The 23,656-nt window shown below is 65.3% G+C and carries 25 protein-coding genes; 2 read left to right on the top strand and 23 right to left on the bottom strand.

Annotated features, from left to right (window positions below):
- Window positions 1-14: 14 nt before the first annotated feature.
- From PQ457_RS13460 to fliD, 3 genes are all read right to left on the bottom strand, one after another.
- Window positions 15-617, bottom strand: a complete 603-nt coding sequence (locus PQ457_RS13460; protein ID WP_273617320.1) for a response regulator transcription factor — start codon at window positions 615-617, stop codon at window positions 15-17.
- Window positions 618-935: 318 nt separating this feature from the next.
- Window positions 936-1,313, bottom strand: a complete 378-nt coding sequence (locus PQ457_RS13455) for a flagellar export chaperone FliS (RefSeq protein WP_273617319.1) — start codon at window positions 1,311-1,313, stop codon at window positions 936-938.
- 15 nt (window positions 1,314-1,328) lie between these two features.
- A complete protein-coding gene (gene fliD, locus PQ457_RS13450) occupies window positions 1,329-2,714 on the bottom strand; it encodes a flagellar filament capping protein FliD (protein WP_273617318.1) in 1,386 nt (461 codons plus the stop codon).
- On the opposite strand from fliD, the gene PQ457_RS13445 reads away from it, so the two are divergent.
- The gene (locus PQ457_RS13445; RefSeq protein WP_273617317.1) at window positions 2,713-2,886 is read left to right on the top strand and encodes a hypothetical protein; all 174 of its coding nucleotides are present in this window, start codon (window positions 2,713-2,715) and stop codon (window positions 2,884-2,886) included. The two genes, fliD and PQ457_RS13445, sit on opposite strands and share 2 nt — an antisense overlap.
- On the opposite strand, the gene PQ457_RS13440 is transcribed toward PQ457_RS13445, so the two are convergent.
- The 16 genes from PQ457_RS13440 to PQ457_RS13365 form a co-directional block, all read right to left on the bottom strand.
- Complete coding sequence (locus PQ457_RS13440) at window positions 2,883-4,046, bottom strand: EscU/YscU/HrcU family type III secretion system export apparatus switch protein (protein WP_273617316.1); 1,164 nt, start codon at window positions 4,044-4,046, stop codon at window positions 2,883-2,885. The genes PQ457_RS13445 and PQ457_RS13440 overlap by 4 nt on opposite strands.
- Window positions 4,047-4,050: 4 nt before the next feature.
- Window positions 4,051-4,833: a flagellar biosynthetic protein FliR gene (gene fliR / locus PQ457_RS13435; protein WP_273617315.1), complete on the bottom strand. Its 783-nt coding sequence runs from the start codon at window positions 4,831-4,833 to the stop codon at window positions 4,051-4,053.
- 11 nt (window positions 4,834-4,844) lie between these two features.
- Entirely contained in the window at window positions 4,845-5,129 is a 285-nt protein-coding gene (locus PQ457_RS13430) for a flagellar biosynthetic protein FliQ (protein WP_168604284.1), read from the bottom strand.
- Window positions 5,129-5,839 carry a flagellar type III secretion system pore protein FliP gene (gene fliP / locus PQ457_RS13425; RefSeq protein WP_273617314.1) on the bottom strand — a complete coding sequence of 237 codons (711 nt, stop codon included), beginning with the start codon at window positions 5,837-5,839 and terminating at the stop codon, window positions 5,129-5,131. Before fliP ends, PQ457_RS13430 begins: the two co-directional genes overlap by 1 nt.
- Window positions 5,840-5,895: 56 nt before the next feature.
- Entirely contained in the window at window positions 5,896-6,222 is a 327-nt protein-coding gene (locus PQ457_RS13420) for a flagellar biosynthetic protein FliO (protein WP_273617313.1), read from the bottom strand.
- Complete coding sequence (gene fliN, locus PQ457_RS13415) at window positions 6,222-6,551, bottom strand: flagellar motor switch protein FliN (protein ID WP_273617312.1); 330 nt, start codon at window positions 6,549-6,551, stop codon at window positions 6,222-6,224. The genes PQ457_RS13420 and fliN overlap by 1 nt, the downstream gene beginning before the upstream one ends.
- A complete protein-coding gene (locus tag PQ457_RS13410; RefSeq protein ID WP_273617311.1) occupies window positions 6,548-7,486 on the bottom strand; it encodes a FliM/FliN family flagellar motor switch protein in 939 nt (312 codons plus the stop codon). The genes fliN and PQ457_RS13410 overlap by 4 nt, the downstream gene beginning before the upstream one ends.
- A 28-nt stretch (window positions 7,487-7,514) precedes the next feature.
- Window positions 7,515-8,120: a flagellar basal body-associated FliL family protein gene (locus PQ457_RS13405; protein ID WP_273617310.1), complete on the bottom strand. Its 606-nt coding sequence runs from the start codon at window positions 8,118-8,120 to the stop codon at window positions 7,515-7,517.
- Window positions 8,121-8,153: 33 nt separating this feature from the next.
- A complete protein-coding gene (locus PQ457_RS13400) occupies window positions 8,154-9,962 on the bottom strand; it encodes a hypothetical protein (protein WP_273617309.1) in 1,809 nt (602 codons plus the stop codon).
- 69 nt (window positions 9,963-10,031) lie between these two features.
- Window positions 10,032-10,466: a hypothetical protein gene (locus PQ457_RS13395; RefSeq protein WP_273617308.1), complete on the bottom strand. Its 435-nt coding sequence runs from the start codon at window positions 10,464-10,466 to the stop codon at window positions 10,032-10,034.
- Complete coding sequence (locus tag PQ457_RS13390; RefSeq protein WP_273617307.1) at window positions 10,463-11,794, bottom strand: FliI/YscN family ATPase; 1,332 nt, start codon at window positions 11,792-11,794, stop codon at window positions 10,463-10,465. Before PQ457_RS13390 ends, PQ457_RS13395 begins: the two co-directional genes overlap by 4 nt.
- The gene (locus PQ457_RS13385) at window positions 11,794-12,489 is read right to left on the bottom strand and encodes a FliH/SctL family protein (protein WP_273617306.1); all 696 of its coding nucleotides are present in this window, start codon (window positions 12,487-12,489) and stop codon (window positions 11,794-11,796) included. Before PQ457_RS13385 ends, PQ457_RS13390 begins: the two co-directional genes overlap by 1 nt.
- Complete coding sequence (locus tag PQ457_RS13380) at window positions 12,482-13,528, bottom strand: flagellar motor switch protein FliG (RefSeq protein WP_273617305.1); 1,047 nt, start codon at window positions 13,526-13,528, stop codon at window positions 12,482-12,484. The genes PQ457_RS13385 and PQ457_RS13380 overlap by 8 nt, the downstream gene beginning before the upstream one ends.
- Window positions 13,525-15,258: a flagellar basal-body MS-ring/collar protein FliF gene (gene fliF / locus PQ457_RS13375; protein ID WP_273617304.1), complete on the bottom strand. Its 1,734-nt coding sequence runs from the start codon at window positions 15,256-15,258 to the stop codon at window positions 13,525-13,527. Before fliF ends, PQ457_RS13380 begins: the two co-directional genes overlap by 4 nt.
- A 3-nt stretch (window positions 15,259-15,261) precedes the next feature.
- Window positions 15,262-15,642 carry a flagellar hook-basal body complex protein FliE gene (gene fliE, locus PQ457_RS13370; RefSeq protein ID WP_273617303.1) on the bottom strand — a complete coding sequence of 127 codons (381 nt, stop codon included), beginning with the start codon at window positions 15,640-15,642 and terminating at the stop codon, window positions 15,262-15,264.
- Entirely contained in the window at window positions 15,639-16,982 is a 1,344-nt protein-coding gene (locus tag PQ457_RS13365) for a sigma-54 interaction domain-containing protein (RefSeq protein ID WP_273617302.1), read from the bottom strand. Before PQ457_RS13365 ends, fliE begins: the two co-directional genes overlap by 4 nt.
- A gap of 404 nt (window positions 16,983-17,386) precedes the next feature.
- Between PQ457_RS13365 and PQ457_RS13360 the strand changes: the two genes are divergently transcribed.
- Window positions 17,387-18,217, top strand: a complete 831-nt coding sequence (locus PQ457_RS13360; protein ID WP_273617301.1) for a flagellin N-terminal helical domain-containing protein — start codon at window positions 17,387-17,389, stop codon at window positions 18,215-18,217.
- Window positions 18,218-18,377: 160 nt separating this feature from the next.
- Here PQ457_RS13360 and PQ457_RS13355 read toward each other — a convergent pair whose 3' ends face one another.
- The 4 genes from PQ457_RS13355 to PQ457_RS13340 all read right to left on the bottom strand — a co-directional run bounded on the left by PQ457_RS13355 (window position 18,378) and on the right by PQ457_RS13340 (window position 23,647).
- Window positions 18,378-20,804, bottom strand: coding sequence for an HAD family hydrolase (locus PQ457_RS13355; RefSeq protein WP_273617300.1), 2,427 nt, complete (start codon window positions 20,802-20,804; stop codon window positions 18,378-18,380).
- Window positions 20,805-20,930: 126 nt separating this feature from the next.
- Window positions 20,931-21,776: a flagellar motor protein MotB gene (locus tag PQ457_RS13350; RefSeq protein WP_273617299.1), complete on the bottom strand. Its 846-nt coding sequence runs from the start codon at window positions 21,774-21,776 to the stop codon at window positions 20,931-20,933.
- Window positions 21,777-21,788: 12 nt separating this feature from the next.
- Window positions 21,789-22,652, bottom strand: a complete 864-nt coding sequence (gene motA, locus PQ457_RS13345; RefSeq protein ID WP_273617298.1) for a flagellar motor stator protein MotA — start codon at window positions 22,650-22,652, stop codon at window positions 21,789-21,791.
- Window positions 22,653-22,723: 71 nt separating this feature from the next.
- Window positions 22,724-23,647: a flagellin N-terminal helical domain-containing protein gene (locus PQ457_RS13340; RefSeq protein ID WP_273617297.1), complete on the bottom strand. Its 924-nt coding sequence runs from the start codon at window positions 23,645-23,647 to the stop codon at window positions 22,724-22,726.
- Between the last annotated feature and the right edge of the window lie 9 nt (window positions 23,648-23,656).

Here is a 23,656-nt window from a genome sequence, read left to right as displayed (position 1 = left end):
CGCCCGCAATCAGGTCAACTGACCAGAGCCGCCTCGATCGCGATGCGGATCGCCTCGGATGTGTGGTTGGCGCCCATCTTGGTCAGCATATTGGCGCGGTGGATTTCCACCGTGCGCGGCGAGATCGAGAGCTTTTCGCCGATCATCCGGTTGGACAGGCCGCCCGCCACGCCCGCCAGCACCTCGCGCTCGCGCTTGGTCAGGCGGTCCACCCGGCTGCGGGCCAGTGCCTCGCGGAGTTTGGCGCTGCCAAAGACTTCGGCCTTGGCCTCGGCCTGTTCGACCACGCCGATGATTTCCTCACGCGTGAAAGGCCAGGAAACATAGTCGATCGCGCCTTCGAGGACCGCCCCCACCACCTGCCTCGTGCTGGGCTCCTGGGCAAAGCCGATGACGGGCAGCCATTGGCCAAGTCGGCCCATCTGGGCCAGCAGCATGCCGATGGAGCGGCCATCATCATGCACCAGCAGCAGCCCGGACTTGGGCCAGCGTGCGATAAGTTCGGATGGATCCTCAAAAGGTTCGACATGCACTGTGCTGCCCGCCAGACAGTGAGAAATGGCGGCACGACGGCGGACATCGCCATCGACGAGAAAAAGGCTGGTCCCGTTATTCAATGTAACCTCACCCCCAGAATTGGCCTTGGTTAATGCCTAGCAAAATTTGCCTAGGCATTGGATGTTAACTGTCTCCGTTACGGCGTAGCGTTCGATCCGAAACCGTTTCATTCAAGGGGTGATAAGTATTTGGCCGTAAGAGCTAATCCGGGGTTTTCAGGACTTGCGGTTCTTTTGCCAAAATTTCCGTTCAAGTCGTTGAATTAAAACAGTTGATGCCTTTGTTCTGCGTTTCGGTTTATGAAAATTTGGCGCGAAATTTTTCTTTTTTCGCCCGTATTTTTATACAATTCGTGCCGATCATGTCTGCCATTTCCATCAATTCGCGGCCCGACTCATGCTTTCGGATATGTCGATAAAGTCCTGACGGACCTGTGCAATAGTATCGGCGTCGAAATCCAGCACACTGTCGAGCACCGCGCGGCGCGTGGCGGTATAGAAGTGGATCAGCGCTCCGGCGATGCCGTCCTCGCCCGCAACGCCCATATGCAGCGCGTTGAGCGCCGAGATCGCGCGGGTCAGCATCTGGCTCTTCATCTGGTTGTCGCCGCGCTGTACCGCGATCAGCGCCCCGCCCAGCGAGGAGATCAACTGTTCATAGCATAGGCGCACCAATTCGCCCGGCGTGGCGCCGGAAACACGGGCATCGAAATCCACCCGGCGATAGACTTCGCCAGGGTTGCGGCGGGCTAGCATGTCGAGCTGTCCTTCTTAATTGCCTGTCTTGTTCCACGCCGCGATCTGGTTCTTCAGATAGGTCAGCGTGGAATTGGAGTTGGCCACTGCGGCATTGGCGGCGGCATATTGCGTGATCAACCTTGCGCGCAGGGCTGCCTGCTGATCGCTCAGCTTGCTCTTCTGTGTGTTCAGCGTGGTCTGCTGCGCGGTATAGCGCGTGATCGTCCCGGCCAGCGATCCGGTGTCGGTGCTGGTGGTCAGCGCCGAGGTCATTTTGTAGATCGTGCTGTAGATGCCGTTGACGCCCTTGGTGAACATGGCGGCCACACCGGCCGGATTGTTCGACAGCGCATTGGCCAGCTTGGTCGTATCCAGTGCGAAAGTCCCGTCCTTTTGCGTCGATACGCCCAGATCGGCCAGCGTCTGGGGATCGCCGGTGGCCGCGTTCTTCATGATGGTCGTGCCGGCCAATTGCGAAAAGGCGCGCGAGACGGCCTTGGCGCCCTGGTCGTTATACAGATTGCCGGTCGAGGCCGACATGTCGGTGTTCAGCTCGGTCATGATCGCGTTGAGCGCGCCGACCAGATTGTTCATGGTCGAGGTGATGCCGCTGGACGGGTCGGAATAGGTGATCGTGGTGGGATTGCCGCTGTTGGTGCCGGTCAGCTTGAGCGAGAGGCCGGGGGCGGCATTGTCGATCGTGTTGCTGGTGCTGGTGCGGCTGATGCCGTCCAGCTTGTAGGCGGCATCGCCCGCGGCCTGCTGGCGGGTGATGGTGGCCGATGCGGTGCCCGGAACATAGGCCAGCGCGCTCAGGCTGGTGGCCCCGGTGCTGCTGCTGGTCGATGTGTCATTGGCGGTGATGGTAAAGCCGTTGGCCGCCCCTTCCGATCCCTTGAACACCAGTTGCGACCCACTGGCATTGGTGGCCACATAGGCGGTGACGCCGATCCGCGCGCTGTTCACGGCGCTGGCCACCTGGGCCAGCGTTGCGCCGTCGGCGATGGTGACGGTTGCGGCGGCATGGCTGGCGTCGGCGGTAAAGGTGCTGCCGCTGGTTGTACCGAAATTGAAGGTCAGCGTACCCGCCTTCATCGTGCCGGCGCTGGCCGAAAAGCTGGTGGTGGCCAGCACCTGCGGCTGGGCCAGCGCGGTGACCTCGAGCGAATAGGTGCCGGTGGCCCCGCTGCTGCCGGTGGGCAGGGTGGCGCTGGCCACCGAACTGTTGGTGACGGTGGGCGCGGGCAGGAGATTGCCGCTGTCGACCAGCGTCGAAAATGAGGAGGTCAGGCTCAGCAGATCGCTCTTGAGCTGCGATGCCTGCGAAATCTGGAGCGCCACGTTCGACAACTGGTTGTTCACCGCATCGGTCTGGGTGGCATATTGCGCGGTGGCGATGTTGGTCGCCATGGCGGTCATGTCGATCCCCGTCCCCACGCCCATCGCAGTCAGCAACTGGGAGCCGACGGATGAATTGCTGCTCGAAGCAGTGCTCGCCGTCGTCGTCGTCGTGGTCGACGCCGTGCTGGTGCTGGTTGTGGCGCTGGTCGTGGTCATGGTGGAAAGAACGTCCGTTGGGAGCCTGACTTAAGGGGCCGCGAAGGGATCATAATCATTGGCGGGATCGGGGCGCCCGTCACCGTCAAAACGCAGATCGACGGGCACATCGATGGTGGGCGCGGGGCGGCTTTCGCCGCGTTTCAGCGCATAAACGAAGGACAAAACGGCCGCGACCGCGATATAGAGTTCCTCGCGGATCATCTGCTGTTCGCGGGTGGTATAATAGATCGCGCGGGCAAGGCCGGGAAATTCCAGACAGGGCAGCGCCCGTTCGGCCGCCAGTTCGCGGATCGCCAGAGCCTTTTCACCCCGCCCCTTGGCCAGCACATAGGGCGCGGCGGCCACGTCGGGATCATAGGTCAGCGCGACGGCGAAATGGGTGGGGTTGGTGACCACGAATTGCGCCTTGGCCATGGCGGTGGCGATGGCGCCCATGGCGATCTGGCGCTGGCGGCGCTTTTGCGCGCCCTTGGCTTCGGGGCTGCCTTCCTGCTGCTTGTTCTCTTCCTTGATTTCCTCAAGGCTCATGCGCAAGCGCCGCATCCGGCGTATCCATTGCACGGGAAAATCGAAAAGCGCGATAATGATCAGCCCGCCCGCCAATTGAAACAACAGGCTGGTCAGCGCGTCCCACGCAAAATTCAACTGCCCCGCCAGCCCCACCGCGCCCAGTTCGAGCATCGGTTCGATCCGCGACCCGGCCCAGAACCATGCGATCGCGCCCAGCAGGCCCAGCTTGAGCAGGCCCTTGCCCACCTCGATCCAGCCATTGGCGCCAAACATGCGCTTGAAGCCCGCCATCGGGTTCAACCGGCTGAATTTGGGCGCGATATTGCTCATCATGAAGCGCCCGCCCGGCGAGGGGCCAAGCTGTGTTATCACCGCCATCGCCGCCATCAGCAGGCCCAGCACCAGCACCGGCGGCGCGGTCAGCCACAGCGCCGTGGCGGCCATGCGCGCGGGGTTGAAATCTTCGATGATGCCCCGGTCCCATGTAAAGCCGATCCGCATCACCTGCGTCAGCGCATCGAGCATCCACGGCCCGGCGGCGCGCAAAAAGGCGGCGGCCAGCAGCATCGTGACCGCCACGCCCAGATCGCGCGAGCGCAGGACATCGCCGCCTTGCGCCGCCTCTTTCAGCCGCTTGGCGGTTGGGGCATGGGTCTTTTCGCCCGGACCTTCCTCCGCCATGGCCTCAGGCTCCGATCATGCGCGCGGCCGCGCGTATCGCATCGGCGGACAATTCGATCATCCGGTCTGTCAGCATCGGGCTGGTGGCCAGCATGGCGGCAAACCCGGCCGCAATCGCCGCAGGCAGGCCCAGCGAGAAAAGATTGAGCGCCGGAGCCGAGCGCGAGAGCACCCCCGCCACCACCAGCACCAGCAGCAACAGCAGCGTCACCGGCAGCGCCATGGCAATCGCGGTGGCAAACAGCACCGAGCCGAAGGAGAGGATCGCCTGTATCCGGTCCGGCCCGATCCATGTGTGGCCCGGCGCAAAGACCTCATAGCTTTTGACCACCAGCGCGATCCATTGCAGATGGCACCCAAGGCCAAAGAACACCAGCGTCAGCACCACGGTGAAATATTGCCCCAGCGCGGGCGAATGCGCGCCGTTTTGCGGGTCCACCGTCGAGGCCATCGACAGGCCCATGCCCGATCCGATCAGTTCAGCGGCAATCGCCGGGGCGGCAAAGGCGAATTGCAGAACAAAGCCCATCACCGTGCCGACCAGCACCTCGCCCGCCACCGCCAGCAGGCCCGAAAGCGAAAAGAAATGCGCGGGCATCGCGGTGTTGGTCCACCCCGCCACCAGCACGGCAATCGCGCCCGCCGTAATCACGCGTACCTGAACCGGAATATTCATCATGCCGAAAAAGGGCGCGGCCACCAGCGCGGCCCCGATCCGCGTCATCAGGAACATCCAGCGGAAGAATTCATCCTGAAGCGGGCCAAAGCCGAAATCGAGGCCGATCATCGCGCGCCTCCCTATTGACCGGGCATCGCGCCCAGATGGGCGATGGCGGCAAAGATCTCGCGCGCGAAATCCTCGATCAGCCCCAGCATCCCTGCGCCGAACAGGACCAGCACCAGCCCGGTGGCCACCACCTTGGGGATGAAGGTCAGCGTCTGTTCGTTGACCGAAGTGGCGGCTTGAAAGATCGAGACGACAAGCCCGACCGCAAGGCTGGTGAGCAGGACCGGCGCGCCGCACAGCGCCACCACATAAAGCATCCGGTCGGCCAGAGCGAGGAGGGGGGATGTCTCGTCCATCAGTTGAAACTGGCCGCAAGGCTGCCCATCAGCAGCGCCCAGCCATCCACCAGCACGAAAAGCAACAGCTTGAAGGGCAGGGAAATCATCGCCGGGCTGAGCATCATCATGCCAAGGCTCATCAGCACCGCCGAGACCACAAGGTCGATCACCAGAAAGGGCAGATAGAGCATGAAGCCGATCTGGAACGCGGTTTTCAGTTCAGACGTGACATAGGCGGGCAGCAGGATCGAGAAGGGCACATCCTCAGGCCGGTCGAATTTGGGCGCCTTGGCCATATCGGCAAACATCTGAAGGTCAGCGCGGCGCGTCTGGCGGATCATGAAGGCGTGAAATTCCACCCCCGAGGCCGCAATCGCCTGCTGGGCGTTGATCTGTCCCGCCGAATAGGGGGTGATCGCGTTGGCGTTCACCTTGTCGAGCGTGGGCGTCATGATGAAGAGGGAGAGGAACAGCGCCAGCCCGATCAGCACCTGATTGGGCGGCGATTGCTGCAACCCCATCGCTTGCCGGAGGATCGAAAAGACCACCAGCACGCGCGTAAAGCTGGTCATCATCAGGATGAGCGTGGGCAGGACCGAGAGCAGGCCCATGATGAGCAGCATCTGCATCGAGAGCGTCATGCCGCCCCCCGGGCCGCCGTTCATGGACGAGAACGCGCGGTCCAGCGCGCCCGGAATGGCCGACCCCGGCGGGGCGGCCTGCGCCATGGCCGTGCCCGCGTGGAACAAGATTGGGACCGCCAAAAGGGCGCGCATCAACCGCCTCACTTGTCGATCCTCCGCAAGGTCTGGGCGAAATCGGCGCCGTCGCGGAAATTTTCCTCAAAGGCCTCGCCGTCGATCACCTCGACCTCGGACAGGCGCGTCATGCCATGGCGCGTGCTGGCCACCAGAATCTCGCGCCCGTGAAAGGCGATCACCGCCAGCTTCTGGGTCGGGCTGAGCATCACGGTTTCCACGATGCGGATACGGCGGCCTTGCCCGGCGGCCATGAAACGCGACTGGAATTTCTGCGACAGTTTCAGGCTGCCCCAGATCATGGCGCCGATCAGCGGCAGAAGGATCAGCAGCTTGGCGACATACCACAGCATTATTCGGCGTCCGTGGCCCTGCCGCGACCGCGCGCGGTGGGGGCGGGCATTTCGGGGCTGTCCTCGGCGCCTGCCATTTCCACGATGCGCAGGCCAAAGCGGTTGCCCTGCGCCACGATCTCGCCCTTGGCGATCACCTTGCCGTTGACCATCACGTCGAGCAATTCATCGGTCAGCCGGTCGAGCAGCACCACGCTTTCCTCGCCCAGCGCCAGCACATCCTTCAGCTTCATGTCGGTGCGGCCCAATTCGACCGAGAGGCGCACATCGACATCCTTGAGGAAGTCAAAGCCGCGCGCGCCAAAGCCTTGCGAAGTTTCGAAATTCATGGGTTATTCCTCTCATCGGTAAAGGCTTTGTCGATTTTTACGGCCACGCGGTCGTCCATCGTGCCCACGGTGCCATGGGCGATGGTGCTCTCGCCCACGCGCAGGGGAATCTGGCGCGAGACCGAAACCGGCAGGATGACGCCGGGCGCCAGCGTGGCAATCGCGGGAAAGGGCACGCGCATGTCCACCAGCACCGCGCTGATCGTGACGGGCACATCGCCAAAGGGCGCGGCCATCGGATCGCCGCGATAATAGGGCGCGGCGCGGCGTGCGGGCTTTTCGGCATAGCCAAAGATCCGCCCCAGTGTTGCAAAGGGCATCGCCACCGTCATCAGCCAGGGCAGAACCCCGCCATCGTCCACCTCCAGCGACAGCATCGCCAGCGGCAGATTGTCGTCGAAAGGCGACAGGTCGATCAGGCTGCCGCTGCGGCGCATCGCGGCGATTTCGGGCATCTCGCCATCGCCGCCGCGCCCGGCCGTGGCCGCCACGGCCGCCGTCAGATGTTCGGCCAGCAGCACTTCAAGCCGGGCGATCATCAGATCGGCGGCGGGCGGAAACTGCTTGGGCAGGGGGGCCGGGGCCTCGCCCTTGCCGCCAAAGGCGCGATCAACGATGCGCAGCACAGGTTCGGCCTCGATCGACACCAGCATCGGCGTCTGCGGCCCGCCCACCGCCAGCAGGCTGTTGGCGGCCAGAGCGGCAATCGAGGAATTCAGGCTGGCCAGCCTGGTTTCGCGCGGGCTGGTGCAGCTGACAAACGGAGCCTCGCCGCCCATCAGCGGGGCAAAGGCGCCCGACAGGCGGCGCGCGAAACGCTGGCCCATCTTTTCCAGCAGATGCAGCAGGTCTTCGGGCGCGGGGCCGCGTTTGAGCAACTCTGGGCAATGCTGGGCCAGGGGGCGCTCGGCGATGAACTCGCGCTGCGGTTTCATGATGCGGGTCTCCGGTCGCTCTGGCGCATTATTGGACGAGGAAGCTCTTGAAATAGACGGCATCGACGCCGCCAAAGCCCTCTTCCTCTGTCAAAACATGGTTAATTGACGCGGTAAGCCGCTTTTGCAGTTTTTCCTTACCTTCCATGGTCGAGACATCCTCTTCGGGCGTATCGGCCAGCACTTTGAGCATTTCCGATCGGATCGCCAATTCGTGCTTTTTCAACCACATAAGCACGCGACCATCCCGGTGCGTCGAACAGGCGATCGAGACCTGGACCAGCGATGAGGAATTTTTCAGATTCGAGGTGAAATCGTCCGAAAACGTATAATACGAGGTCTTGTAGGGGCTGCCGCCTTCGCCCTCGACTTCCTTGGGCGCGCCTTCGCCTTCCTTGCCGCCCTCGGCGGGTTTGGGGGCATAGGGGTCTTCCTGACCCTTGCGGATCAGCTTGGGCGAATTGTCCTCCTTGTGGGCGGCCTCCTTGGCCCCGCCGATGATCCCCATCTTGACCAAGGCAAAGGCGCCGCCTCCGCCCACGGCCAGCATCACCACCGCCGTGATCGCGATCAGCAGTATCGGGCTTTTGCCCTTGGCAGGTTTATCGCCGGTGTCGGTTTTGTCTTTGCTCATGATTTCTGTCTCTGAATTGTTTCAAACAAGGGGTCAGGCCAGAATGCCCGAGCGGTTTGAGGTCGCGCTGCCTGCCGTGTCGCCGGGGGCCTGGCCTTGGGGCGCGGCGGTCGGGCCATTGGCAAAGGGCGCCTGCTGGCGCGTGGCGGGCTGCTGGTTCTGGCCGCCGGACTGGCCATTGAACTGGCCGGTGAATTGCCCGCCCGGCTGGCCGCCGGAGAAGGTGTTCTGGCTCTGCTGGCCCGCGTTCTGGCCTGTGCCTTGATCGGGGTTCCGGCCGGTTTCGGCGCCATTCTGCGCGGCGGCGGCCGGTTGCAGCAGGCTTTGCGAACCGTTGAGCGCGGCTTGGGCGGCGGGGGCAAATCCGGGATCATTGCTGGCCATCGCCACCGAGAGATTGTCGCCATCCTGCCGGATCTGCAAGGCGACCCGGCCAAATTCGGCATGCTGGATCGAGGTCTGCACCCATTGCGCCGGAGCGCCCGAACGCATCGCGGCCCGCGTCTCGACCAGCCGGTCGACCAGCGCGCTCATATCGCGGGATGCGCCCGTGTCGATGTCGGCAATGGTGGGCGCGGCGATCCGGGCGGCCTCGCCGCTGGGCTGGGCGGCGTTCAGGGCACCGCCCCCCGTGTTGCTGAACGTGTCGGTGCTCGTGTCGAGGGCGGACAGGGGCCTGTCCTGCAAGGCGGCCTGCGCGCTCTGATGCAGCGCGGTCGCGCCCTGCGGCGCTGCCGCATCATCCGTGGCGGTGGCCGATGGGGCTGACTTGACCGGCTTTGCGGCGGTTTTGGCCGAAGCGAGAAGCGCCGCAGCAGGCGGAAGTGTGGCGGTGATGATCGGCGCGGCGGCTTGCGCCACGGACTCGCCTTGCTGCGCCGTGCCCTCACCATTCGCTGCCGCCGGACCAAGGGGCGGGGGAGAGAGCGCCGCCCCTTGCGCTGTTGCGGCAATCGGCGTCTGAACCGGCGCGGCGGTCGCGGCTGCGGCTGTCGCTGCCCGGTTGGGGGCAAGACCGGCGGGCGATATCGTTGATGGGGCCGAAACGCCGGCAATGGCCAACCGGTCGGCTTTGTCATCCGCCTTTGGCGCGGCCTTTCCGGCGTCGGGCGCGGGCGACGGGGGCGGGTTCATCGCCAGCATGACGACAGGCGCGGCGGCGGACGGAACGGAACCATCGGGCGTGGGCGCCGGGGGCGTCGGGGCTTCGGGCGTCACGGTCTGGGGCGCGGCGACGGCCGCCTCCGGATCGGGCGCGTCATCACCGGTCGGCGCAGCCGCCTTGTCGGCCTGCCCGGTGGCCGGGGTGTCATCCGGCCCCGCCGGTTCGGCGGCGGTCTTGCGCGGGCGCGGAGCGGCACCCGTCGCCTTGGCAAGCAAGGCTTTGACGGCCTCGGGCGCGGCGGCAGAGGCGGCATCGGGCGCCGTATCCGTTGCGGGATCGGTCTTGTCCGACGGGCCCTCCTGCGGGGCAAGGGCCACCGGCAAGATCTTGCCGCCCACCGGCAAATTGCCGCTTGATGCCGCGATGGGCATGTTGGGTGCCGCATGGCCGGTTTCGGGCATCACGATATCCGTCCCGTTCATCGCCGCGACATTGCCGCGCAGCGCCGCCATGGTCGCCGCGACCGGCGCGGGGGCGGCAGGCAGGCCCGTCGCCGCGCCCGCTTGCGTGCCGGGGGCCTGGTTCGGGCCGGTCTGCGCGGCCAGCATGGCCTGAAAGCCATTGGGGCTGCCATCATCCGCCTGCGCCGCCACGCCCGCCGCCACGCCCCCCGTTACCGCGCCAAACAGCGCGTTCAAGGGACTGGAACCGATGTTGAAACTGGTGGCTTCGGGCATGGACGCTGGCTCCGTTTGAGGCTTCACCCGCAATTCAAGCAAGCTGCGTGCCAATTCCCGCGATGCGGTTCACCCCCGTGAATCGCGGCGTTTTGCGCCCTGCATCGCTCCGGCCAATGCGGCATAGGACTGCCGAGCGGCCATTTGCCGGGCTTGGGCGGTGGCGCGGTCCTCGACGGCGGCGCGGCGGCGCTCGGCGATGGCCAATTCCTGCTGGCGCTTGTCGGCAATGGCCTGCGCGCGGGTGGCATCGGCCTGCGTTGCGGCGCGTATGCCTTGCAATCCGGCGGCAAAACGGTTCATGTCGCGCAGGGCCGCGCCATCGGTGATATCGGTGCGCGCGGCATAATCGGCGGCCAGTTGTCCGGTCCGCTGGGCCAACTGCATCAACTGTGTATAGGTGCTTTCGGCGCGGGCGGCCTCGGTGGCCACGGTCTGCTTGGCGATGGCGCGCACGCGCTCAAGCCTTTGCAAACGCTTCAGCTTGTCGCGCTCAGCCTTCATCGTGAGCCTTCATGGCCCAGCAGCGCCCCCAATTGCGCCACGGCCTGATCCAGCGTGACCACCGAGCCGCCCTCCTGCGTCAGGAATTGCACCAGAGCGGGATGCATGGCGATGGCGCGGTCCAGTTGCGGATCGGCCCCGGCGCGATAGGCGCCCATCAGCACCAGATCGCGGTTGGCCTCATAGGCGGCCACCAATGCGCGGAAGGCGCGGGCAAGGCGCTGGTGTTCCTTGCTGGTGATGTCGGTCATCACGCGCGAGAGCGAGGCGGCGATGTCGATGGCCGGATATTGTCCGCGCTGGGCCAGATCGCGGGAAAGGACGATATGCCCGTCGAGGATCGAGCGGGCGGTATCGACCACCGGATCATCCTGCGAATCGCCATCGGCCAGCACGGTATAGAGGCCGGTGATCGAGCCGCCGCTCTGCGCCGAATTGCCCGCGCGCTCGACCAGCTTGGTGATCGTGGCCAGCGCGGACGGGGGATAGCCGCGCGCCGCGCCCGGCTCGCCCAGCAGCAGGCCAATTTCACGCCCCGCATGGGCCACGCGGGTCAGCGAATCCATGATGAGCAGCACCCGGCGCCCCTGCGCGCGGAAATATTCGGCCATGGATGTGGCCAGCATTGCGCCCCGGATGCGCAGATTGGGCGCATGGTCGGCGGGCACGGCGATGACGGCGGTGGTGGCGCGCTTGCTGCCCGCCATATGGCGCTCGACGAAATCGGAGACTTCGCGCGCGCGTTCGCCGATCAGGCCGACGATGACGATTTCGGCCGATGCGCCATGCGCGATCATGTCGAGCAGCACCGATTTGCCCACGCCCGATCCGGCCATGATGCCGATACGCTGGCCCACGCCAAAGGTGGTGATGGCGTTGAGCGCGCGGATGCCGGTGTCGAAACTCTGGCGCACCGGGCTGCGGTCGAGCGCGCCCGCGCGCACGCCGCCCGCCGGCCACAGGGCGCGGGGGTGCAAAGGCCCAAGGCCGTCAATCGGCTTGCCCTCGCCATCGACCGCGCGGCCAAGAAACACCTCGCCCACCGGCAGCATCCCCGGCTTGCCCACCGGGCGCACCCGCGCGCCGGGGCGCAGCAGCACCGTATCGCCCAGCAGCATCATCAGCGTGCGGCCATTGCGAAAACCGATCACCTCGGCGGGCAGGGATTGTCCATTGCCGTGGCTGATCCGGCACAGCGCGCCCACCGGCACCGACAGGCCCGAAACCTCGAGCAGGCCGCCATCGCAGGCCGCCACCACACCATAGCGCCGGGGGGAAAGGTCGATGGGCTGGGGATTGCCCAACAGATCGTCAAAGACCCGCAGCATCAGTCCAGCCCGCCCACATCGAGCGCCTCGGCAATGGCGCGGCGCCATTGTTCGGGGCCGTCCTCGGCGCCGCCCGCTTCGCTGCCGCCGCTGCGGCTTTCCACGCGGATCGCGCCGCGCGCCATGGTCGGATCGGCCTGGACATGCCATTCATTGGGCAGGCGGGGCCGGATCGCGGCCAGATCTTCGGGGTGCATCCGGATCAGGCGGTCATCATCGGCGCGGTTGAACATGGCGGCGGCGCGCTCGATCCGGCGCATCAGCGCGTCCTTGTCCAGCGCCAGCGGCGCAAGGCAGCTTTCGCACAGCGCGATGACCGTTTCCATCAAACGCTGGCGGAATTGTTCGGCCAATTCGCCATCCAGACGGCGGACCACCATTTCCATCCGCCCGCGTGTCTCCTCGGCGCTGGCCGCGGCCAGTTCGGCGGCCTCCTGCGCATCGGCCCAGCCCTGCGCATAGGCATCGGCGCGGGCCTCCTCGACGGGATCGGGCGCGGCGGGAAATTCGGGCACGACGACCGGGGGCGGGGCGGCCGCCGGGGCGGGATCCGCGGCAAAGCGCATCCGCATGACCGAGAGCGGGCGGGGCAGATCCTCCTCTATCCCCCGCAGCCCGGCAAAGCGCGCATCGGGGGTGAACCCGCCGCTGCCGCTGCCCAGCATGGCGCCCAGATCGGACCCGAAATCAGACATAATCGTCCTCGCCGCTGCCGAAGGAAATCACGCCCTCGGCGGCCAGACGGCGAGCGGCGGTGACGATCTGTTTTTGCGCCTCGACGCAATCGGCCATTTTCAACCGGCCCCGGCTGGCGATCTCGTCCTTGACGCCATCGGCGGCGCGGCTGGACATGGCGGCGAAGAACACATCGCGCTGATCCTCGGCAATGCCTTTCAGAGCGTTGATCAGGATGTCGCTTTCCACCTCGCGCAGCAGGGCGCCCATGGATTTGGGGTCGAGTTCGAAAAGATGCTCGAATTTGAACATCTCGTTCTCGATCGCGCGGGCCAGCGCCTTGTCCATTTTGGTGATCTCGGGAATGACCCGCTTTTCCACCGTCTTGGCCGAGTTGTTGATGATTTCGGCGGCGTTTTTCGCACCTCCCATCGACAGCGTGCCGCGCCCATGAAACTCGATGATCCGGCGGCTGAGCAATTCTTCCAGCATCAAGAGCGCCTCGGGGCTGACCGGGCCCATCGTGGCCACGCGGTGGACCACCTGCGTCTGCTGTTCGGGGGGCAGCGAGTGCAGCACCTTGGCCGCCACATCGGGTTCAAGCTGGACCAGCAGCACGGCGATCGCCTGGGGATGTTCGCCCCGCACCAGCGGCACGATGGCGGCCGGGTTGAGCCATTTGGTGATTTCAAGCGGGGTGGCAGGCGGGGCCTCGGGGGCGATCCGCTCCATCAGATTATCGGCCTTGATCGTGCCCACCGCGCGGCGCATCAAGCCATGCACGCGGTCGGTGCGGCCCCATGCGTGGATGCCCAGCTTTTCGGTGCGCGCGGCAAAACCGTCGACCGCCCGGCAGATCGCCTCCGGCCCGATTTCGCCCAGCGCGCACATCTTTTGCCCCAGCAACTGCAATTCGGCCGGGCTCAATTGCCCCAGCATCCGGCTGGCCTGATCCTCGTCCAGCAGCATCACCAGCACGGCGGCGGCCTCGGCATCCGAGAGCGGCGGCACGGCCGGCGCCTGAGCGCCTGCGGTTTCGAGGGAATTCATCTCGCTCATGGGGTGGGCGCCTCTTCATGGGTGGGCTGCTGCAACATCTGGCGCAGGGCGATGACGGCCGTGTCGGGCTTGGTGTCGACGATCTGCTGGGCAAGACCGACCTGCCGCTCGACCATGTCGGCATCGACAGACTGCGGTTCGGGATCGCGGCTGCGCGGCGAAATGGGGCCAAGGCCCGGAGGATCGGCGGCATTGACGGCTTCGACCGCTTCGGCGCCTTCCTCTTGCGCTGCGGCCTGCGCCTTGGCCTTGTCGGCCTTGGACGGCTTTTTGGGCGCGGCGGGCTTGTCGCCCCGCACGGCCTTGATCAGCGGGCGCACGCCCAGCAGCAGCACCATCAGCGTGCCCAGCAGCATCGCCCCGTAATGCAGCGCGCGGTCAAACCATGGCGCTTCATAGAAAGGCACCGGGGCCGCCGCGACGGGTTCGAAACTGCGCACCACCACGGCCACCTGATCGCCGCGCGCCGGATCGGCGCCCACGGCGGCCGAGACCAGCGATTTGATCTGGTCGATATCGGCCTGTTTGGCCTTGGCCATTGCCTTGGACGAGAGCGCGACCGCCACCGACAGACGCCGGATTCGGCCCGGCCCTCGATTGGTCACGGCCACCTCGCGGCCCAGCTCGTAATTCTTGCTGGCGCTGGATTCGCTGGCGGTTGGGGTGGGGGCGGCGGCGGTGGAGGGCGTACCCTGCGGCGCGCCGGGCGAAGGCTGGGTGGTGGGCGGCGGCGTGTTCGACAGCGTGCCGGGGATGCCGGTGGGCTGGGGCGTGGCGGCCTGCTGGCTTTGCTGGCTGGTTTCGCTGCGGACCACGCCCTGTTTGTCATAGGATTCGCGCGCGCTGGTCACCTGCTCCATGTCCAGATCGACCTGGATCTCGCTGGTGAAATTGTCATCGCCCAGCATCGGGGTCAGCAGGGCTGCGACCTGTCCGTGCAGCTTTTCCTCCATCCGGGCCTGCATTTCCAGCCGGTCGCTGTCCGCGCCGCCGCGATCGGTCAGCAGGCGGCCGCGTTGATCGACCACCCGCACCGCATCGGGCGAAAGGCCCGGCACAGAGCCTGCCACCAGATTGACCACGGCCTGCACCTGATTGTCGGAAAGCTGGCGCCCGTCGGCAAGGCGCAGCATGACCGAGGCCGAAGGGGCGATCTGATCGCGGACAAAGACCGATTTCTCGCCCTCGGCAATATGGACGCGCACCGACTGCACGCCGTCGATCTCCTTGATCGAGAGCATCAGTTCATGTTCGCGCGCGGCGCGCAGGCGTTCGCCCTCCAGCGCGCGGCTGGCCCCCATCGGCAATTTGTCGAGGCTGTCATTGGCCGTGTCGGGCATCGAGAGCGTGCCGCTCTGCGCCACGACCATGCGTGCCTTGTAGAGATTGCCTTCATCCACCGTCAGCGTGCCGGTGGCATTGTCGATCGAATAGGTGATCTTGGCCTTGTCGAGCTGTTCGGCGACATTGGCGCGTTCGCCGTCATCCAGATGCGAATAGAGCACGCGCTGGGGCGGCTGGGCCAACATGCCCCAGGCCAAAGCGCCCGCGCCCAGCAGGGACACGCCCGCAAACCACGGCAGCGCCTTCTTGACCGGCCCTTGGCCCAGAAAGGCGCGGGCGCGGGCCATCGGCGGCCCGGCGTCGGGCGCGGTAAGCGGGGTGAGGATTGAGCCCGGCGAGGCGGCGGGCAGGCCGCCCATGTCGGCGGCCGGAACAAGGTCGGCCATTTATCAGACCCCCATCTTCATGATGTCTTGATAGGCGGAAAGCAGCTTGTTGCGCACCTGAAGCGTGGCCTCGAAACCGACCGAAGCCTCCTGCTGTGCCAGCATCACTTTGGCGACATCCTGTGTCTGGCCGGTTTCATAGGCGGTGGTCAGCTGGTCCGCGCGCTGCTGGGTGGCGTTGACCGACTGCATCGCGTCGCTGAGCCGGTCGGTGAAATGGCCCTGACCCGATCCGGTCGCGCCGACCGACTGGGTCTGGGGCGAATGGATCTGTTGCAGGATCTGCGATTTTTCGATGATCTGGGCGCGCAGATTCATGATGTCGCGCAGGCCCGATGCCCCGCCCCATGCGCCGCCGCCCGCGATGCCCCCGATGGCGCTCATCTGCGGCCTCCGCCCACCGCGGCCACCGGCATCCCGGCTTCACGCAGCGAGGCAAGGCGATAGCGCAGCGTGCGCTCGGAAATGCCCAACTGGCGCGCGGCGGCGATCCGGCTGCCGCCACAGGCCGCCAGCGTTTCAAGGATGGCCTTGGCCTCGCTGACCTGCACGATGCTGGCCAGTTTGCGCCCGCCGGCGTTGGGCTCAGGCATCGGGGCGACCGGGGCGGGGACAGGAGCCGTTTCGGCAGCCGCCGCCGGTTCGTCGACCAGCTTGGCCACGCAATCGAAGCGGATATGTTCAGGGCCGATCTGGGCGCTGGGCGAGCCGCCCAGACCTTCGGCCAGCAGCAGCGCGCGGCGGATGACATTTTCCAGCTCGCGCACATTGCCCGGCCAGCCATGGCTGCGCAGCATGTCCAGCGCCTCTTTGCCGATCCACGGCACGGCGCGGTGGGCGGGCGTGTGGCGCATCGCCAGCGCAAAGGCGAGCGGAGCAATATCCTCAAGCCTTTCGCGCAGCGGCTTGAGCGCCAGGGGAAAGACGTTGAGGCGATAGAACAGATCGGCGCGGAACCGGCCCTGCGCCACCTCGGTGGGCAGATCACGGTTGGCCGCGGCGATGATGCGGACATCGAAACGCACCGGCTGGGTCGCGCCGATCGGCACGACTTCGCCTTCCTGAAGCGCGCGCAGCAATTTGGCCTGCAGCGCCAGCGGCATTTCGGCAATCTCGTCGAGCAGCAGCGTGCCGCCGTCGGCCGCGCGGAAGAAACCCTCGTTGGCGCTGGTCGCGCCGGTAAAGGCGCCCTTGGTATGGCCGAACAGCAGGGCTTCGAGCATGGCCTCGGGCATGGCGGCGCAGTTAACGGCGATGAAGGGGCCGTTACGGCGCGGGCTGCTGTCGTGGATATAGCGGCTGAGCACTTCCTTGCCGGTGCCCGTCGGCCCGCCGATGAGCACGGGAATGTCGCTCATCGCCAGACGTTCGGCCAGCGCCAGCACCGACAGCGAGTCCGGATCGGCCGCCACCGGACCACCCAATGTGGCACAAGAGATTAACGCGGCCAGCGCATCCTCTCCGGCAGGGTCCGCATAATTGAGCACGAAATGCGGCCTGCGCCCGCCGCGCGGCGTGGGCAGCCGGTCAATCCGGTTGGTCGCTGTGTGAAACAGCGCGATGGTCGTGCGGTCATCACTCAGGGCCGGCGCTTTGGCATCGCCGCCGCCTTCGATCAGGCGCAGCCGGCAGGTGTTGCCCATCGTGGCGATAACCGCCCCGGCGCGCTGAACCAGCGGGGCATGCCGCTGTGCCGTGCTGTTGGTGACCTCGATGTAGTCCATTGTTTCCCAGTCCCGGATTTAATCATTCCCGAGGCTGTTTTTGACACTCCCACGTCAAATCCGGCGTTATTTAAGCCCTCGTAACAATCCCTAGTTTGCGGGATTTGCCCCCCCGTTTTGCGGCTATCGCGGCACGCTTGCCCAACAAGCGGCAAAAAAATTTTATTCCGGGGCTTAATAAGGGGCGAAAACGACCGTCACATGCGCGCGCCGCGGGATTGATTCGTTACCGCAGGCCTGATCGGGCGAATCACCGGACCGGATAAAGCGCTGCCCTGAACGGCCTGCGCACAAATTTTCGCCAAGGGCTTAAAACCGCGCTTTCCCGGCCGCTCTAGTGGCTGGCAGCCAGTACCGGATGGACCGGCGGGCTGGCAACCTTCGGGACAAATCGGGAGTGAAACATGACTGTCATCAACACCAACGTTAACGCCCTTCAGGCCACCAATGCTTCGAACCGTGCGGCCAACATGACCTCGCAGGCAATGACCCGCCTGTCGACCGGCACGCGCATCAACTCGGCCGCCGACGATGCGGCAGGTCTGGCCATCTCGACCTCGATGACCAGCCAGATCAACGGTATGAACCAGGGCATCAAGAACGCCAATGACGGCATCTCGCTGGCCCAGACGGCGCAAGGGTCGCTGACCGAAGTGACCAACATGATGCAGCGCGTTCGCGAACTGTCGGTCCAGTCGGCCTCGGGCACCTATCAGGACACCGACCGTCAGGACATGCAGCAGGAAGTCGACTCGCTCAAGACCCAGATCGGCTCGATCCTGTCGGACACCAAGTTCAACGGCAACGCGCTGTTCAACACCGCCGGTGCCGGTTCGGCCTCGACCACGACCTTCTCGATCCAGGCCGGCGCGAACAGCTCGGACACGATCACGCTGACCTCGCAGGGCATCGACTGGTCGGCCCAGAGCAGCAGCATCGATGTTTCCACCAGCGGTTCGGCTTCGGCCACCATTGACACGATGGACACGCTGATCCGTCAGGTTTCGACTGCCGCGGCCGGTTTCGGCGCCGGTCAGAGCCAGCTCCAGTCGGCGGTCAACAACCTGACCAACAACTCCACCAACCTCTCGGCCGCCCGCAGCCGCATTCAGGACACCGACTATTCGGCTGAATCGACCGCGATGGCCAAGGCCCAGATCCTTTCGCAGGCCTCGACCGCGATGATCGCCCAGGCCAACCAGAGCCAGCAGAATGTCCTCTCGCTGCTCAAGTAAGCCGCGATCCGGGTAATTCCCGGAACGGCCCGGTGCTTTCCCCAAAGGGAGGCGCCGGGTCTTTCCGCGTTTGCCCCGCCCGATTATCCGAAGCCGGTCCATAAAGAAAACGCCGCGTCCCGTTGGGGGCGCGGCGTTTTGCTGTTGTCGGTGGCGAAATTCAGGCTTCGACGCCTTCCTTCCAAGTTACCGGGCGGAACACCACCAGCAGCATCATGGGCGTATCGTCGCGGCGCGGCGGCGGGTTGATCAGCGCAAAGCCATGGGGCGATGTGCATTGCCACAGATTGCCCGAACGCGCCTCGATCCCCTCGAGCAGCGGCGACATGGCGATCTCGCGGCTGGCGGTATCATGCTTGTTGTTCAGATGCTCGGCCTGGGGCAGGGCGGTGATCGAATAGATCTCGACCCAGTCGAACAGCGCGCCGAACTGGATCGCGGCGGTAAAGCGGCAATCGCCGATCGGGATGCACAGGCTGTGATAGCCGTTATGCGTGGGCAGCGCGTTGAAGCGCGTTTCGACCACTTCCTGACCGTTGCTGTAGATCGTGGGCACCAGAAAACCGCCCTCGGCGACGAAATCGCTTACGTTGAGCATCATGCCGAAACGGCTGGTGGCCAGATAGGCAAGGCGCGTGGCCATGCCTTCCTCGGACAATTCGGCGGGCAGGAACATGCGCCGTGCACCCTTGAGATAGAACAGGCCCTGCTGGCGCAGCCCCTTTTGGGCGTGGCCCTTATGAAAAAGCGCAACGGTTTCATCCGTGCCCAGATTGACGTCATGCTCGAAACTTTCAAACACGCCCAGTTCATAAGGCATGGGCAGAAACATCAGCCGGGTCAGCGTGGCCGCATTGGCGCGGCGCCAGTGTTCGGCCTCCATCGCGGGATCGCGGCTGGCGCGCTGGCTGGCTGCGGGTTGGGTCCGGGTGAAATGCAGGCACCCCTGCTGGGCCGCCTCGCGGATTGCGCTTTGGGCCTGCTTGATGTCATTGGCGCGGCGGATCGGGGCGCCCCGCTCGGTATAGTCGATCACCGAGCCTGCGGTGTTGGTGCAGAACTGTTCAAACACCGCGACATTGTTGGCCATGGCGTTCAAAGCGTCGTGGTCATAATGGCGCGCATCGAAATAGCCCGCCTTGTCCAGCCCGCTTGCTTCCACCTCGCGCAGCAGCAGATAGCGCCCCGCGACATGCACCCCCATCGCCTCGGCCAGCAGCGCGTCGATCCGGTTCTGCACCGAGCCGTTATAGCCAAGGTCGACCAGCATCAGCGTATCGCCGGGCCGGGGATCGGCGGCATGGCGGATATGGGTGATGATCCGGTCGGCCATGCGGCGCGCGGCCTTGTGGATGAAGCGGCGGATCTCGCGCCGGTCGAGCAGGGCATAGAGCGCCTGCGTCCCCTTGGTCTTGTCGGGAATCGCGGCCAGTTTCTTGACCTCGGCGGGCGGGGCCAGCAACTGTCGGGCGATCACGGCCGGGTCGGTGCCCAATTGGTCCTCGACATAGGCGTCGATGGCCGCATCGTTGGTAAAAATCGCGCCCGTGGCGGTAAAGCGGCTGATTTCGACGGCATGGCCATGAACGCCGCCGCGTTCGCGATGGACCTGCATCGGCAGATGGCCGTCGCGCATGAGGAACAGGCGGTGGACCGTCCCGCCGCGCTGATTTTGCAATGCATCGGCCTGCTCATCCAGCCAGCGGTCATAGCCGGCAAACACCGGCCCCAGCACGGCATAGCCGAAATGCTGGGCCGTATCGGTCAATTGCGGCGTCCATTGCGCCAGCGCGGCGCGGTGGGGCTGGGGCGCGGCCAGTGTGCCCTTGCCCTCGGACAGCAGCGGGTCGAGGCAGGCCTCCAGCCGCAACTGGCGCTCGATCTCGGCGTGGAACTGCTTGAGGTGGACCGCCTGCACGCCAAAGGGCGTCACGCCGCGCACGTCGGCATTCAGATTGTCGCCGATATGCAGCACCGCACCCGCATCGACCCCCAGTTCGGGCAGCACATGGCGATAAAGCCCGCGCGCCTTGGGCAGACGCCAATGCGAGGAGACGAAAACCCGGTCGATCATGGCCGACAGCTCCTCACCGCCGGCCCGCGCGATCAGCTCGCGCAGCATCTCCTCGCTCAGATAGGTGTCCGAGACGATCACCACCTGCATGCCCCGCGCCCTGGCCCGGCGGATCAGTTCGACGGTGGGGGTAAAGGCATAACAATGGGTGGCCTCGGCATCCAGTTCGGCGCGGATCGCGGCCTCGCGCGCCTCGGGCGCGGCGCCGGGCATCAGCTTGTCATAGATCTCGGCAATGGTCACATCCTCGCCGCGCACCATCAGATGGGCGGCGCGGCGGGCGGCCTCCTCGGCACGGGCGCGCTGGGAACCGGCGATGCCCGGCAGCACCTCGAACACATCAATGGGGCGATAGGTGTCGCGCCAGATCAGCGTGTCGAAACAGTCGAGGCTGAGCACCCGCGCCTGCGGAAAATCCTCCAGCACATCGGGCAATTCGTGGGGCAGAACTTCGCTGCGGGCGGGGATGACCCGATCGGATGCCAGCGTGGCGTGGTCGAGTGGCGCAGACATGACAAGGCTCCATGCTTGACGGAGCCGCGCCCTGGGCCGAATACAGCGCCGGACCTCGCCCCGTTCCTGTGTTGCCAGGAAGTAAATGGGCGAGGTGAAGAAGCCGTCGCTGCGCCATACGCAGCTTTACTGGTAATTGAGCAGGATCGACATGCGCCGATTGCGCGCGTCATTGGGGTTGTCGGCGATCAGCGGTTCGCGGTCGGCCACGCCCTCGATGCGGCGAAACCGCGTCTCGCCCAATCCGTCGCGCATCAGCGCCTGTCGCGTGGCCTCGGCGCGGCCCGCCGAAAGCGACCAGTTGTTGATCGTATCGTTGCGTTTCCATTTCAGCCCATCGGTATGGCCGCGAATGGTCAGCCCGCCGTCCTCATCCTTCAGCACCGAGCCGATGGCATGGAGCAATTGCACCGCATCGGGGGTCAGGATCGTCGTGCCCAATTGAAACATCGAGAAATCGGCGTCATCGACCAGATCGAGCCGGATGCCATCGGGCGTGGCGGTCACCTTCAGGGTGCGCGCCAGTTTCCGAAGCTTTTCCGTGGCCGAGAGCTTTTGCTGCAGTTTCTGCGTGACCGAGGCCACTTTCTTGACCTTGCTGCCGCCTTCGCGGGGGCCGCCGGTGGCATCGCGCGGGATGGACATGGCGCGGGTGCCGGTCTGGCCCTGACGATTGGGATAATCGTCCACATCGGTCAGCGAATTGCCATGCAGCAGCCCGTTCGAGCCGGCGCTGCCCTCGCGCGTTTTGACCAGCGTGGGCGTGAAATAATCGGCGATGCCCTTGCGCTGCTTTTCCGTGGTCGCGCCCAGCAGCCACATCAGCAGAAAGAAGGCCATCATCGCGGTCACAAAGTCGGCATAGGCCACTTTCCACGCGCCGCCATGATGGCCGCCGGCCACCACGGTGATCTTCTTGACGATGATGGGGGCAGGGATCTCGTTCTTGCCCGGTTTTTTCGGCGGCGCCATCGCAGGTTTCCCTTATCTGCCGCGCAGCGCGTCGAGCAGTTCGGACAGGCCGGGGCGATAGTCATGGCTGAGGCCCGAACGTGCGCTTTCCACCACCAGCGGCTGGGGCCAGCCATGCAGCGAGGCGATGATCACCTGTTTGACGCAATTGAAGATCTGCGCATCGGCCTCGTTGACCTGCTGGAGACGCCCGGCCATGGGCCCCACGATGCCATAGGCCAGCATGACGCCCATGAACGTGCCCACCAGCGCCGAGCCGATCATCGCGCCCAGCACAGCGGGCGGCTTGTCGATCGAGCCCATGGTTTTGACCACGCCCAGCACCGCCGCCACAATACCCAGCGCAGGCAACGCATCGCCCAGGTTCTGAATGGCATGCTGGGGGTGCTCAAGGCCGCTCAGATGGGTCTTGATCGCATTGTCCATCACATCCTCGACCGCATGCACCTCCAGCGTGCCGGATGACACCACGATCAGCGTCAGTGTGTCACAGATCAGGTCGGTCAGTTCCTGATTGGCCAGAAGGCGCGGATATTCGGCAAAGATGGCCGAGCTTTTGGGGTCCTGCACATGGCCTTCCATCGCCACTGGGCCTTCGGTGCGCAGCAGTTTCATCAGCTTGGTGGTCAGCGCGATCACGTCGATGTGATCCTGCCTGTTATGGCGAGGCCCTTTGAACACCTTGCCAAAGCCTGCGCCCAGCGCCTTCAATCCATGCATGTCATTGCCGATGATAAGGGCCGCGATGCCCGCACCGCCAATGGTCGCCACCTCGTGCGGGATGGCCTCGAACACCGGGCCAAGCGCGCCGCCGGTCATGGCAAACACGCCAAAAACCGCGGCGAAGAGAATGACTAAACCGATAACGGGAAACATGGTTAACGTCCTTTGTCGGTCAAAAACGTGCCGCCTTTATCGGGCCCGGCAGGAAACGGGGGGCTGGCCAATCAGTTCAGCATCGAGAAGAGCGAGAGATTGGCCACTTTCACAAAACTGGACTGCGCCGCCTGCAGCACGGTCATCTGCTGGCTCAGCTTGGCGATGGTGGCGGCCAGATCGGTGCCGCCCACATCGGCCTCGCGCGTGGCGCGCTGGGCGGCGGTCTGGGTCTGCATATTGGTGGTGGTGGTGATCCAGTCCAGCCGCGCGCCCACCACGGTCTGGCTGGCCGAAACCGATGCGGTGGCCGCGCCCAGATCATCAAGCGCGTTTTTTGCCGCCGCCACCGCCGCCGCGCTCGACGAGGGATTTTGCAGCGCATCGGCCAGCGATTTTACCGTGGTCAGCAGGTTCTTTGACACGCCGCCCGATTGGTAATCGAGAAATTCCGGCCCCGTCACCCCGGTTGTCACCGAAAGCCCCGGCCCCAGCGAAAGGGTCGATGCGGTGGCGGTGCCGTTATAGGTGGGCGCCCCGGTGGTGGGGTCGAACGTATAGGCGTTGCCGGTGGCCTGTCCGCCGAACAGCGGGTTGCCCTGCGCGTCCTTGGTGTTGGCCAGATTGGCCAGGCTGTCGTAATAAGCGCCGATCTGCTGGCCCACCGAGGCGCGTTGGCTGTCGTTCAGCGTCGAGGAGGCGGCCTGGGTGGTCAGCGTGGTGATCTGCGAAAGGATATCGGTGAACTGGCTGAGCGTGTCGTCGGTCTGGGTCAGTTGCGTCTTGGCCGCGCTGGAATTGGCCTTGTCGGCGCCCGCCAGCGTGTCGGCGGCCTGCAGTGCGCGCATCTGGGCCGCAGCCAGCGGATTGTCGCGCGAATGCTGGATCGTGCTGCCGGTGTCGATCTGGGCCTGAAGCTGTTCGGTCTGCTTGCGCAGATCGGTCATCGACGCGATCGCGTTCTGGTAAAAGGCGCTGGTGCTGACATTGGTCATGGTGTTTGG

Origin of the sequence: Novosphingobium humi (assembly GCF_028607105.1) — a bacterium.
GTDB lineage: Bacteria > Pseudomonadota > Alphaproteobacteria > Sphingomonadales > Sphingomonadaceae > Novosphingobium > Novosphingobium humi.
The sequence above is the reverse complement of the archived record's forward strand: the minus strand, read 5'-3'. Positions and strand labels throughout refer to the sequence as shown.